Annotated in this window: 10 protein-coding genes; 6 read left to right on the forward strand and 4 right to left on the reverse strand. The window is 63.1% G+C overall.

Annotated elements, in window-relative coordinates:
* Positions 1-36 precede the first annotated feature (36 nt).
* Both OU994_RS03580 and OU994_RS03585 read right to left on the reverse strand, forming a co-directional pair.
* Positions 37-1308, reverse strand: a complete 1272-nt coding sequence (locus OU994_RS03580) for an efflux RND transporter periplasmic adaptor subunit (protein WP_281609665.1) — start codon at positions 1306-1308, stop codon at positions 37-39.
* A gap of 146 nt (positions 1309-1454) precedes the next feature.
* Positions 1455-3281, reverse strand: coding sequence for a phosphoethanolamine transferase (locus OU994_RS03585; protein ID WP_281609666.1), 1827 nt, complete (start codon positions 3279-3281; stop codon positions 1455-1457).
* Between the two features lie 427 nt (positions 3282-3708).
* On the opposite strand from OU994_RS03585, the gene rpsL reads away from it, so the two are divergent.
* From rpsL to rpsJ, 5 genes are all read left to right on the forward strand, one after another.
* Positions 3709-4092: a 30S ribosomal protein S12 gene (gene rpsL, locus OU994_RS03590; RefSeq protein WP_130186567.1), complete on the forward strand. Its 384-nt coding sequence runs from the start codon at positions 3709-3711 to the stop codon at positions 4090-4092.
* Positions 4093-4225: 133 nt separating this feature from the next.
* Positions 4226-4696, forward strand: coding sequence for a 30S ribosomal protein S7 (rpsG, locus tag OU994_RS03595; protein ID WP_130186566.1), 471 nt, complete (start codon positions 4226-4228; stop codon positions 4694-4696).
* A 99-nt stretch (positions 4697-4795) separates the two neighbouring features.
* The gene (fusA, locus tag OU994_RS03600; protein WP_131148105.1) at positions 4796-6901 is read left to right on the forward strand and encodes an elongation factor G; all 2106 of its coding nucleotides are present in this window, start codon (positions 4796-4798) and stop codon (positions 6899-6901) included.
* Positions 6902-6977: 76 nt separating this feature from the next.
* Entirely contained in the window at positions 6978-8168 is a 1191-nt protein-coding gene (tuf, locus tag OU994_RS03605; RefSeq protein ID WP_130186564.1) for an elongation factor Tu, read from the forward strand.
* A gap of 159 nt (positions 8169-8327) precedes the next feature.
* Positions 8328-8645: a 30S ribosomal protein S10 gene (gene rpsJ / locus OU994_RS03610; RefSeq protein WP_050409777.1), complete on the forward strand. Its 318-nt coding sequence runs from the start codon at positions 8328-8330 to the stop codon at positions 8643-8645.
* Positions 8646-8734: 89 nt separating this feature from the next.
* Here the strand turns inward: rpsJ and OU994_RS03615 are convergent, their stop codons facing one another.
* Entirely contained in the window at positions 8735-9640 is a 906-nt protein-coding gene (locus OU994_RS03615; RefSeq protein WP_281609667.1) for a PEP-CTERM sorting domain-containing protein, read from the reverse strand.
* Positions 9641-9888: 248 nt separating this feature from the next.
* Entirely contained in the window at positions 9889-10344 is a 456-nt protein-coding gene (locus tag OU994_RS03620) for a DUF2269 domain-containing protein (protein WP_281609668.1), read from the reverse strand.
* A 400-nt stretch (positions 10345-10744) separates the two neighbouring features.
* Here OU994_RS03620 and OU994_RS03625 point away from each other — a divergent pair, with 400 nt between their 5' ends.
* Positions 10745-13633 (forward strand): TonB-dependent siderophore receptor, encoded by a 2889-nt coding sequence (locus OU994_RS03625; RefSeq protein WP_281609669.1) that lies wholly within the window; start codon positions 10745-10747, stop codon positions 13631-13633.
* Positions 13634-13839: the final 206 nt, after the last annotated feature.

Here is a 13839-nt window from a genome sequence, read left to right on the forward strand (position 1 = left end):
TTGTCGGAAGTGAGTGATGACTGCTTACTTGACTGCTTACTTGTTGATGGCGACGCGCTTGGCGTTCTCGAATGTTTCGGTGCCGGCGACGACGACCCTGTCGCCCTGTTTCAGGCCGGACAGGATTTCCACCGCGTTGATGCTGGTGGCGCCCATGCGGATCGGCGTGCGCACGGCCACGCCGTCCTGAACGAGGTAGGCGTAGCGGCCGCCTTCGGATTCCACGAACGGCCCGCGCGGCAGCAGCAGCACGTTGGCTTTCTCGTCGATCAGCAGGCGTGCCTGCACGCGCTGGCTCTGGCGCAGGCCATCGGGCTGCCGTCCTTCGAAGCGCACGCGCGCCAGCACCTGGTTCTTCACTACCTCCGGGGACAGGGCCGACAGCTTGCCGGCCGTGGTGGCGCCGTTCACCGTGATCTCGGCGCGCATGCCCAGGCCCAGGTCGTTGACATAGGATTCCGGCACTTCGAGTTCGACTTCCAGCGCGGACAGGTCGACCAGCGTCATCAGCGGCGTGTTGGCCTGCACCACGCTGCGGTTGGCCACGCTCAAGGTCCCGATGAAGCCGTCCACGGGGGCGCGCACGGTCAGCTCGTCGACGCGGCGCCGGGCATTGGCCAGCACCAGCTTCTGGCGCTCCAGCTGCGCCGTTTTCGTGCGCAGCGCCAGGTCGACGTCGTCCTTCTCCAGCGTGGATGCCTGGATGGCATGGCGTGCCCGGATCTCGGCGGCGCGCAGCGCATCCCTGGCTTTCTGGTAATCGATCTTGGCGACCACGCCTTCGTTGGCCACGCCGTCGTAGCGCTCCAGCGTGCGCTGCGCGGACAGGCGTTCGATCTCGGCCGTGTCGGCATCGCGCTGCGCCAGCAGCTTCTGCTTGCGTGCCAGGATCTGCTGCCGCGCCACTTCGGCGGCCAGTTCCTGGTAGCTCGACTGCTCTTTCTTCAGCTCGTCGGTCAGGTCGGGCGATTCCAGCACGGCCAGCACGTCGCCCTGTTTCACGGTATCGCCGGCGCGCACCTTCAGCGTGACGGTGGAGGAGGGCGCCGTCGAGTACAGCGTGGGGCTGACGGCGGCCACGATGCGGCCATTGACGGCGGCGTCGCGGACCAGCGTGCCGCGCGTGACTTCGGCGACGCGCAGGCGCGCCGCGCTGACCGAATGCTCGCTGGCGGACCAGTTGCGCACTGCCAGGAAGGCGGCGGCGGCGAGCAGGGCCACGCCACCGGCCAGCAGCGCGCGGCGCTGCCATTGCCGGCCGGGGGGTGTGGCGAGGACGGTGTCCTGATGGGAGGTGTCGCGGATCATGATCGGGCCTGCAAGGTCAATGTTGCCTTGTACATTGCAGGAACCGTGCCAGATGCTAAGTGGTTGTTTTTAATGGACTCTGGCGTGGCGTGTCCGCCGTCCGGCCTTGTCCGGCGCTGTCCGGTAGCGTCCGGGCTCGGCAATTGCTACCGGCGCTTTTTCGGCTTTTTCGCGATGACTTCGCGGCAATCGCCCTTCAGCGTGGCGTTGTCGTAGTCCGTCCAGCCGTAGCTGTCCACCCAGCGGGTGTGGCGCTTGAAGGTAGGGGACAGGAAGCTCCATTCCAGGCGGTCGGCGGGGTAGCGGATGTCGGCCATGTCCAGCAGCGTGTGGAACATGTTTTCGGTGGCCAGTTTCGCCTTGCGGTGCCGGTGCAGCTGGCGCACCTTGTCCGGGTAGCGGTCGCCATATTGTTCCGAGTACCACATGAATGCCGGCACGCGGAATTCATATTGCGTGTTGTGGCCATGGAAGGCGATGCGGCAGGCGCCGTCGTACAGCGTCTGGCCATGGTCGGCCACGTACAGCAGGGCCGCCGGCTGCCTGGCCGATTCCAGGCGATCGAGCACCTGCGCCAGGAACCAGTCGGTATACAGGATGGTGTTGTCGTAGCTGTTGTTCAGCCGCGGCTTGATGGCGATGTCGGTATAGACCGGCTTGTCGATGCCGAACAGCGATGGCTGCCAGCGGTCGAACGACTGCGGGTGGCGCTGGCTGTAGTTCCAGTGGCTGCCCAGCGTGTGCAGCACGATCAGCTTTTTCGGTGTGCGGTCGGCCATCGCCACGCGCAGCGGTTCGAACAAGACCTCGTCGAGCGTGGACTTGTCCGAGAAGCCGCCCAGGTTGGTGAACTGCACCACGTCCGCTTCGCGGGCGAACACGGACACCGGCGTGTCGAACTTGCCGAACGAGATCTGGTTCGACAGCCACCAGGTACGGAAGCCCGCTTCCTTGTAGGCCGTGATGAAGGATTTTTCGCTGAAGCCATCTTTCAGGCTTTGCCGCGCCGGCTTGCGGGAAATGATCACGGGGACCGACAGCCGCGTGGCCGAGACCGCCGTGATCACGTCCGGCAGCGGCACCAGGTTGGCTTCGCGGGCCAGCAGCGGGTTGGTCTCGCGCCCGTAGCCGAACAGGCTCCAGCGGTCCTGGCGCGACGATTCGCCGATCACGAGCACGATCGTTTCCGGTACGTCGTCGGCCCCGGGCTGGTCGGCGCCGAACCTGAAATGGCGGCTGGTTTCGTTCAGCTGGGCGAGGTAGCGCCGCTCGCGGTAGAAATCGATGCCGCGCGCGGCCAGGCCGAACGGCCAGGAATCGATGAAGGACTTGAAGTGCACGGGCGGGCGGGCCCATTGCGGCAGCGGCGGCAAGGGCCAGCCGGTGGCGTGGGCGCCGCGGCTGCCGTCGCCGGCCTGCGCCGGGGCGGAGGCCGAAGCGGAGGAGGAGGGGATTTTGCCGGCACCGAATTCCCACGCATAGGCCGCCAGCAGCGCGAAGCCGCCCAGCAGCGCGAGGGCCACCCAGCGCGACGCACCCTGCCAGTCCAGGCCGCGGGTCTGGCGCGCGGCGCGGAACGTCATCACCCACCAGGCGGCGACGCCGGCCATCACGGCCAGCATCGTCCATACCGTGCCGCCGAGGAATTCGAGTGCCTCGACGGGGCTGGTTTCTGCCAGGATGCCGAGGTGGTGCGTGGAGATGCCCTGGCCATAGAACGCCAGCAGGTAGATTTCCGTGGGCAGCGCCATGAACGCGGGGATCAGCAGCCAGTGAAAATAGGCCGGGCGCTTGAACACCGCCCAGACGGCGGTCCAGGCGGCGATCTCGATGCCGAGGATCTGCCAGCCGTCGCGCACGGGATTGTCGAGCAGGATGCGGATCCACGGCACCAGCGACAGCGCCAGGTAACTGAGCAGGATGAACAGGTGGGCCGGGCGCGGCCAGCGCAAATTCTGGAGCAACGGTGGCATACGGCGATATCGGACGGGCAGGCCCCGGATGAGCAATGGCATGACGGATGAGCGCACTAGCGGCATGCGCACAGATGGGCGCGCAGGGGCCGGCGCGCCAGCCACGGCGCGCGACGGACGCGCATACGGGCATGGGGCGCTATTATCGGTGCTTTTCATGTCGCCGGGCAGCCGTTGCCGCGCTTAATTGCTTTGCAAATCAGTTGACTGGACTTTGCGCTCCGTCTATACTCGCGAGTTCTCAATTTAGTCTGCACCTCGTATACGCTTTTTCAGTGCCACCTTCAGAAGGGGTGGCTGTTTGCGTCTTTCGCGAGCGCGGCTCTGGAGACTGGTTTTAGCCCCCGGGAGCACGACTCAGCTGTGATTCAGCTGTGATTCGGCTGCCCGGGTTGTCAATAGCAGTAATTTTGTTGGATTTAGAACGATGCCAACCATCAATCAATTGATTCGCAACCCACGTACCGCCCTGGTCGTGAAGAGCAAATCGCCGGCACTTGAAAACTGCCCGCAAAAGCGTGGCGTGTGCACCCGCGTGTACACCACCACTCCGAAGAAGCCTAACTCGGCACTGCGTAAAGTCGCCAAGGTGCGCCTGACCAACGGTTTCGAAGTCATTTCGTACATCGGCGGCGAAGGCCACAACCTGCAGGAACACAGTGTCGTGCTGCTGCGCGGCGGCCGTGTGAAAGACTTGCCGGGTGTGCGTTACCACATGGTTCGCGGCTCGCTGGATACCCAGGGCGTCAAGGACCGCAAGCAGGCTCGCTCGAAGTACGGTGCCAAGCGCGCCAAGGCAGCCAAGAAGTAATTTTCTGCACTAAGTCGTACTTAGTCGCATACACAATGAGTTGAGGCGGTCGCGAGACCGAGTAAGTGTGAGGCCATGATGGCCCACGCGAGTGCCGAACGAGGCACTCAACTGAAGACAGGAAGGAATAGACATGCCACGTCGTCGTGAAGTACCCAAGCGCGAAATTCTGCCGGATCCAAAGTTCGGCAACACCGAAGTCGCCAAATTCGTCAATGTTCTGATGCTGTCCGGCAAGAAGTCGGTCGCAGAAAACATCATCTACGGTGCATTCGACCATATCCAGCAAAAATCCGGCAAGGATCCGCTGGAAGTGTTCACCGCAGCGATCAACAACGCCAAGCCAATGGTTGAAGTGAAGTCCCGCCGTGTCGGCGGCGCGAACTACCAGGTGCCGGTTGAAGTGCGCCCAGTGCGCCGCCTGGCCCTGTCCATGCGTTGGCTGCGCGAAGCTGCGAACAAGCGCAGCGAAAAGTCGATGCCGCAACGTCTGGGTGGTGAGCTGCTGGAAGCTGCGGAAGGCCGCGGCGGCGCAATGAAGCGCCGTGACGAAGTGCACCGCATGGCAGAAGCGAACAAGGCGTTCTCGCACTTCCGCTTCTAAACACTCCGGCCGGCAAGACCGGCCTTTGTTCAAGCCGGGCGCATTTTTGATTCAAAAGTGTCGCTCGGTTTTGTCCATTCAAAGATTTAGGATCTCATTATGGCCCGCAAGACCCCCATCGAGCGCTACCGCAACATCGGTATTTCTGCTCACATCGACGCTGGTAAGACGACCACCACCGAGCGCGTGCTGTTCTACACCGGCGTGAACCACAAGATTGGTGAAGTGCACGACGGCGCCGCCACCATGGACTGGATGGAGCAGGAACAAGAGCGCGGCATCACGATCACGTCCGCGGCCACGACCTGCTTCTGGAAAGGCATGGCCAACAACTTCCAGCCGCACCACATCAACATCATCGATACCCCGGGCCACGTCGACTTCACGATCGAAGTGGAACGTTCGATGCGCGTGCTGGACGGTGCCTGCATGGTCTACTGCGCAGTGGGCGGTGTGCAGCCACAGTCGGAAACCGTGTGGCGCCAGGCTAACAAGTACAAGGTGCCGCGTCTGGCCTTCGTCAACAAGATGGACCGTACCGGTGCCAACTTCTTCAAGGTCTACGAGCAGATGCGCGCTCGCCTGAAGGCCAACCCGGTGCCGATCCAGATCCCTATCGGCGCTGAAGATTCGTTCGCCGGCGTGGTCGACCTGGTCAAGATGAAGGCGATCATCTGGGATGACGCATCCCAGGGCATGAAGTTCGACTACGAAGACATCCCGGCACACCTGCAGGCGCAAGCCGCCGAGTGGCGCGAGAAGATGGTCGAAGCGGCCGCCGAATCCAGCGAAGAGCTGATGAACAAGTACCTGGAAGAAGGCGACCTGTCGGAAGCCGAGATCAAGCAGGCGCTGCGCGCCCGTACGATCGCTTCGGAAATCGTGCCGATGATGTGCGGCACCGCGTTCAAGAACAAGGGCGTGCAGGCCATGCTGGACGCCGTCATCGAATACCTGCCTTCGCCAGTGGACATCCCACCGGTCGGCGGCACCGACGACGACGAGCAGCCTGTCACCCGTACCGCTTCGGACGACGAGAAGTTCTCCGCGCTGGCATTCAAGATCATGACCGACCCGTTCGTCGGCCAGCTGGCGTTCTTCCGCGTGTACTCGGGTTCCGTGAACTCGGGCGACACCGTGCTGAACTCGGTGAAGAACCGCAAGGAACGCCTGGGCCGCATCCTGCAGATGCACGCCAACCAGCGTGAAGAAATCAAGGAAGTGCGCGCTGGCGACATCGCCGCCGCCGTGGGCCTGAAAGACGTGACGACCGGCGAAACGCTGTGCGATCCGACCGCGGTGATCATCCTGGAACGCATGGTCTTCCCTGAGCCGGTGATCCAGCAGGCCGTCGAGCCGAAGACCAAGTCCGACCAGGAAAAAATGGGCCTGGCGCTGAACCGCCTGGCACAGGAAGATCCGTCGTTCCGCGTGAAGACCGACGAAGAATCCGGCCAGACCATCATCGGCGGCATGGGCGAGCTGCACCTGGAAATTATCGTCGACCGCATGAAGCGCGAATTCGGCGTGGAAGCCACCGTCGGCAAGCCGCAGGTTGCCTACCGCGAGACGATCCGCAAGACCGTCACCGACGTGGAAGGCAAGTTCGTCAAGCAGTCCGGTGGTCGCGGCCAGTACGGCCACGCCGTGCTGACGATCGAACCGCAAGAGCCGGGCAAGGGCTTCGAGTTCGTCGACGCCATCAAGGGCGGTGTGATTCCTCGCGAATACATCCCTGCGGTGGAAAAAGGTGTGCGCGAAACGCTGAACACCGGTGTCCTGGCCGGCTACCCGGTGGTCGACGTGAAAGTGACCGTGACCTTCGGTTCCTACCACGACGTGGACTCGAACGAAAACGCGTTCCGCATGGCCGGTTCGATGGCATTCAAGGACGGCTGCCGCAAGGCATCCCCAGTCATCCTCGAGCCGATGATGGCCGTGGAAGTGGAAACGCCGGAAGACTACGCCGGTAACGTGATGGGCGACCTGTCGTCCCGTCGCGGCATGGTGCAGGGCATGGACGAAATCCCGGGCGGCGGCGGCAAGATCATCAAGGCCGAAGTTCCGCTGTCCGAAATGTTCGGTTACTCGACCTCGCTGCGTTCCGCAACGCAAGGCCGTGCAACCTACACGATGGAATTCAAGCACTACTCCGAAGCGCCGAAGCACGTTATCGACGCGATCGTGACCGCGAAAGCGAAATAAATCAGAATAGCGTTTATCGGCCGGGGCAAAACCCCGGCCGGACAACCTTAAATCATAGTTCTAAGGAAGAAATAAAATGGCAAAAGGTAAGTTTGAGCGGACTAAACCGCACGTCAACGTCGGCACCATCGGTCACGTCGACCACGGCAAGACCACGCTGACCGCGGCAATCGCAACGGTGCTGTCGAAGAAATTCGGCGGCGAAGCCAAGGCCTACGACCAGATCGACGCTGCTCCGGAAGAAAAAGCACGCGGCATCACGATCAACACCGCGCACGTCGAGTACGAAACCGCTGCCCGTCACTACGCGCACGTTGACTGCCCAGGCCACGCCGACTACATCAAGAACATGATCACCGGCGCAGCCCAGATGGACGGCGCGATCCTGGTGTGCTCCGCAGCTGACGGCCCGATGCCGCAGACCCGCGAACACATCCTGCTGGCCCGTCAGGTTGGCGTGCCTTACATCATCGTGTTCCTGAACAAGTGCGACCTGGTCGACGACGCGGAACTGCTGGAACTGGTGGAAATGGAAGTGCGCGAGCTGCTGTCCAAGTACGAGTTCCCTGGCGACGACCTGCCAATCATCAAAGGTTCGGCACGTATGGCCCTGGAAGGCCAGCCGGGCGAAATGGGCGAAGAGTGCATCATCCGCCTGGCGGACGCACTGGACACCTACATCCCGACGCCTGAGCGCGCTGTGGACGGCGCCTTCCTGATGCCTGTGGAAGACGTGTTCTCGATCTCCGGCCGCGGTACCGTGGTGACCGGCCGTGTCGAGCGTGGCGTGATCAAGGTCGGCGAAGAAATCGAAATCGTCGGCATCATCGACACCGTGAAGACCACCTGCACCGGCGTGGAAATGTTCCGCAAGCTGCTGGACCAGGGTCAAGCTGGCGACAACGTCGGCCTGCTGCTGCGCGGCACCAAGCGTGAAGACGTGCAGCGTGGCCAGGTTCTGGCCAAGCCGGGCTCGATCAAGCCGCACAACCACTTCACCGGCGAGATCTATGTTCTGTCGAAGGATGAAGGCGGCCGTCACACCCCGTTCTTCAACAACTACCGTCCTCAGTTCTACTTCCGTACGACGGACGTGACCGGCTCGATCGAGCTGCCAGCGGACAAAGAGATGGTCATGCCGGGCGACAACGTGTCGATCACCGTCAAGCTGATCTCCCCGATCGCCATGGAAGAAGGCCTGCGTTTCGCAATCCGTGAAGGCGGCCGTACCGTCGGCGCGGGTGTTGTAGCCAAGATCCTGGGCTAAGCTTAGCGTTGATGCGGCGGGACTGGGCGTGATATCATGCCGGTCCCGCTGCTTTTATGCTCAGTTGCATGAAAGCAGTAGTGTTGTAAAGCGTTGCATATTTCTACATTGCCGGAGCAGGTTTTTCGCCGCCCGGTTCGTTCTTTTTAAGGAATCAGCATGTCCACCCCGAATCAAAAGATCCGCATCCGCCTGAAGGCTTTCGACTACAAACTGATTGACCAGTCCGCACTGGAAATCGTTGACACCGCCAAGCGCACCGGCGCCGTGGTCAAAGGTCCGGTTCCCCTGCCGACCCGCATCCAGCGTTACGACGTGCTGCGTTCCCCGCACGTGAACAAGACCTCGCGCGACCAGTTCGAAATCCGTACCCACCAGCGCCTGATGGACATCGTGGATCCGACCGACAAGACCGTTGACGCACTGATGAAGCTGGACCTGCCGGCTGGCGTGGACGTCGAGATCAAGCTGCAGTAATTGATTCGCATGGATGGCACTGCCATCCAGGCATAAGGAAACCGGAGCCTCGAGCTCCGGTTTTTTTTTGCCGGTGCTTCGCAGCCCGGCTATGGCCGCGACCAGGGCCGCCCGCGCGATGTACCGCGGCCCAGGCTGACACCCAGGGTGACCAGCCCGGCCAGCAGCATCGCATACGTCGACGGTTCCGGAATGGCTGCCGCGATGGCGACGCTGGCCCCGTCCGTAAGATCCCAGCGGAGTATCTGGTGTTCCGAGCCGCTCTGGAATGACACCGACACGGTTTCGTCGAACATCAGTGGGTCCTGGCCCAACATCCCGATGTACTCGCCGCGGTCCACGACCAGGCCATCGACGGTAATGAACGAGTAAAGGGCCGAAAACCCCGACACCGTATAGCCCGGCAATGCACCGTCCAGCGCGCCAGACACGTGAGCGCTCAGCACTACGGCAGTATTCGGCAAGACGTCAAACAGCAGACCTGCCGTGGAATAGACGGTGGCCACGCTGTATCCGGGTTCGAGGTGTTCGGCATGAACGACATGCGAGGTCCCGAACGCGGCATCCATCTGCGCTGTCGCGTTGTTGCCATAAGCGCTCACGGATATCTGGTTGGGCAACAGGTCGATGGTGTAGAGGTCCTCGGTTCGCAAATCGCATATCCCATTGGTGTAGCACACGTGGGCAAACAGGCTGCCGTACGGTAGAAACGCGTTGAACGTGATGCCCGGCTCCGGGCCATTCGGATCCACCTTGGACACCGAGATCTCGACCGTTCTGCTGAAGCGGCCATCCCGTACCACCCCGGCGGCGGGCGCTGCGCTGGACAGCAGGACGGCGGCGAGCACCGCAGTGCAACCGACGTGAACTGTCTCACTCGGCAGGAAGGCGCGCAACGTGCCGCCTTGGGCGGCCGTCCAGATCCTGGCAAGCCTGCGGGCAAAAGCCCGGAAGATGCGTATACAGTGCGTGGCGCTGGAAAAGCAAGGCTTCATGATGGAGTCTCCATGGAAGTGTGCGTAGGCGGGGCGCGTGTACGCCAAGGCAGCAGGGAGTGCAGGTCTCGCACGCGCTTCTGCAGCCTAGTGCGTGCGCCAAGAAAGGCAAGCTGCAGGAGCACGGTCGTTTGCAGAGGGCTCGATGACTGACACGGCTGGCGCGAATTGAACGCACCTCCGCTGATCCGATGCATGCGCGCGGTGGCGCTCGCGGTTTCGCACGTGGCGCCGCAAACCGGCGAGTCCTACATCGGCTTGTTCAGCATCAGCCAGAAAATGACGACCAGGGCAGTGAAGGCCGGAATGCCGAGCAGGAACCACAGCCGCTGGTAGCGCCAGTACAGCGGGGGCAGGGCGCTGCCGGCGGCGTCGGCGACCCGCGCCAGGTCACGCATGCGGATCTGCAGCCATACGACCGGCAGCCAGCAGGCGCCGGCCAGCAGATACAGCGCGACCGACCACACGATCCAGGTGCTGAGCCACGGATAACCGGCCAGCCAGACCATGGCGAAGCCGGTGACGGGCTGCACGATGACGGCGGGGGTGGTGAACAGCCAGTCAGCCAGCACGGTGCGCTCAGTCACCACGCGGATCGCCCGCACGTCGCCGCTGCGATCGGTGATCCACTTGAAGAACGCAATGCCCATGCCGGTGCCGAACAGCACCGTCGAGCTGAGCACGTGCAGCAGTTTGAGTAGCATGTAGTGGTCCATGCGGCGATTATCGCATCGGCTGGGGCCGGGGCCGGCGGAAGCGATGATATCGGGCGCGCAGGGCGCCAATCCACCCCGGCGGGCCTCCTTACGACTGCCGCGCGGTTACCTCGCCCGGGCGCCCAGCTTCGCGGTTTGGCTGCAACGCTGCCATTCCGCGCGTTGCCGAGGGCGCAAACAGCGGCAACGCGAAAGCAAATAAAATTCGATCTTGCCTAAGAAATACGATATCTCCCACGGCCCGTTAGCGCCGATACAACACAATGGCGACTAGCATTCTGTAAAACCCCAAATATTTTTGTATGTTTCTCGACAGTTGTGAGAAATTGCTAAGAATCGTTACGGGATGTAACGGCGAATTCACACATAATATTCGGGAGAATTAACAATGCAGCTGACATTGAAACGCAGCGTGATGGCGGTGGCGGCCACGCTTGCCGTGCCTGCCGTACTGGCCCAGCAGGCGCCGGCGCCCCAGCCCAGCCAGACCGTGTACATCACCGGTTCCAACCTGAAGCGCGCCGACAAGGAAGGCACCTCGCCCGTCCAGGTCGTGACGGCCCAGGACATCAAGGATACCGGCGCCCAGACGGTGCAGGAACTGATGCGCTTCGTGCCGGCGATCGGCTCGGACAGCAACTACGACAGTACCGATGGCGGCTTCTCGCGCGGCGTTGCGACGGCGTCGCTGCGCGGCCTGTCGTCCACCTCGACCCTGATCCTGCTGAACGGCCGGCGCATGTCGCCCGCCGCGTACGCCGATCCGAACGACGGCAATTCCACGCTGTACGACCTGAACAGCATTCCGGTCAGCGCGCTCGACCGTGTCGAGATCCTGAAGGATGGCGCCTCCGCCGTGTATGGTTCGGATGCCATCGGCGGCGTGATCAACTTCATCACGAAGAGCAATTACCAGGGCTTTGAATTCGGCGCACGCGCCAGTGCCAATGACGATGGCGAATTCGCCCGCCGCGGCGTCAGCGCGGCATGGGGCAAGGGCGACCTCGATACCGATGGCTACAACGTGTTCTTCACCGCCGATGTCTCCAAGCGCGACCGCACCGCGCTGCGCGACGCGACGGATATCGCATTCAGCCAGTACCAGCAACTGAACGGCCGCTTCGCCACGCCGTACGGCAGCCAGATCTCGCAATACCCCACGTTTTATCGGGAAAGCGCGCCCGGCACGCGCAACTTCGGCGTGAACCGCGCCAATGCCGCCGACCGCCTGCGCACCACGCTGGGCTGCGACCCGTCCGAGCAACTGGTGGGTACCACGCAGATGGGCTTCCCGGCCACCAGCGTGTGGGTCGGCCGCACCTTCTGCAACTACGACGCGACCCGCTTCCTCGAAGCGCAAAGCGAAGGCAAGGATGCCGTGGTGATGAGCCGCGGCGTGCTGAAGCTGGGCGCCAATGCGCGTGCATTCGCCGAGGTGGCTTATGCCCGTTCCGAGCGCACGTACACCGGCACGCCGATCACGCTGGGCCAGTCGTCGACCAACAACTTCACGGCGACCGGCGTGGCCGAACCGTTCCAGGCCATCCTCGAGATCGGCCATCCGGACAATCCGTTCCCGAACGCGCGCGCCTCGGTCGGCTACCGTTTCGCCAACCTGCAGGGCGGTACGCAAAACCTCAACGAGAGCACCCGCCTGCTGGTGGGCGCCGAAGGCGAATTGCGCGGCTGGACGTGGGATACCGGCCTGCTGTGGAACCGTTCGGAACGCGAAGAGACCTACAACGACCGGCTCTACCTGCCGACGCTGCGCAAGCTGAACACGGGTACCACGCTGGCCCAGCTGGCCGCCGATCCCACCCTCGCGCAGGACGTGTCCAACCTCGGCCGCGCCTCCATCCTGCAGTGGGATGCCAAGGCCAGCACGCAGTTCGGCCAGTTGCAGGGCGGCGCAATGGGCCTGGCGCTGGGCGTCGAAGTGCGCCGCGAAAAGATCCAGCTCGACCCGACTCCGGTGCTGGCCACCGGCCAGATCTTCGGACTGGTCAACTCGATCATCGATGGCGAGCGCGACGTCAAGTCGGCATTCGTCGAGCTGCGCACGCCGCTGCTGAAGAACCTGGAGCTGGACTTTGCCGGCCGTGCCGACAAGTACCCGGGCATCAAGACCAACTACGTGCCGAAAGTGGGGGCGAAGTGGACCGCGTTCGACGGCCTGGCCTTCCGCGGCACCTATACGAAGGGCTTCCGCGCCCCGGCGCTGGTGCAGGTGACGCCGGGCGGCTCGCAGGTCTTCCTGCGCGACCTGTTCGACCGCCGCCGCTGCGAAGCCGACGAGCGCACGCCGAAGCCGGGTGCGACCGAAGTCGACTGCGCCAAGACCGCCGCCGGTACCGGTGGCGCCAACCCGGACCTGGTGCCGGAAAAATCGCGCAGCTACTCGCTGGGGCTGATCTATTCGCCGACCAGCAGCATGGACTTCCTGGTCGAGTACTTCCGCATCCGCAAGGAAGGCGAAGTGGTGCAGGGCTCCGCATTCGAGGCGATCAAGAACGAAGACCGCTTCCCGCAGAATGTGGTGCGCGACACGAATCCCGCCAACTTCGTGACCGACGCCAACGGTAACCCGGTGGAGAACACGGGGCCGCTGCTGATGGTCAAGCTGCCATGGGAAAACCAGGGCGCGACCGAAGTGCGCGGCATCGACTTCGAAGTGCGCCACCGCGCGCGGGTGGGCGACTGGGGGACCGTCAGCACCAAGCTGAACGGTACTTACATGACGCACTATTCGCTGTCGCAGCACGCCGGCGACATCGAGCACAACCTGGTGGGCGGCAACGCCGGCATCTACGACTGGAACCTGTCCAGCGGGAAGGAAATGCCGCGGCTGAAGTTCAACGTGGCCAGCACGTGGACCCGGGGCGACCATGCCGTGAACGCTTCGGTCAACTATGTGGGGACCGTTTCGCTGAAGCGCCACGTCAACGCCGGCACGGTCTACGACCAGCCGTTCTGCCACTACGGCACGGCAAAGCCGGGCGATGCCGAACCGAACCGCGACGCCACGGTGCCGCTGTACGAGGAGTACTACCCGGACTGCAAGATCGGCCGCTGGGTCACCTTCGGCCTGGGCTATACGTACACCGGCTTCAAGAACCTGACGCTGAACGTGAACGTGCAGAACCTGTTCGACAAGCGCGCGCCATACGATCCGGCCGAGGGCATTTCGAGCACCTTCCTGCCGGAAGCCGGCTACAACCAGGGCTTGCACAACAACTACGGGCGCTACTTCACCGTCAGCGCGAAGTACGCGTTCTGACCGTCCGCAGGGATGCCGCGCCCCGCGGCATCCCTTGCCCTGTCACCGGCAAGCCCGGCGGCGGGGCATGCCGGCACCGCGCTCCACCGCGCCGGTGCCGCTTCATCACCCGCTTTCCACGCCCCTGGAAAAGCCATTCCGTGCCCGCGTTGCGCGCTGTGCAAACTTTGTGCAACAGACATCGACATACCTCGTACTAACTTGTT

The sequence above is a fragment of the Pseudoduganella sp. SL102 genome, assembly GCF_027856995.1.
Taxonomy (GTDB): Bacteria; Pseudomonadota; Gammaproteobacteria; order Burkholderiales; family Burkholderiaceae_D; genus Rugamonas; species Rugamonas albidiflava.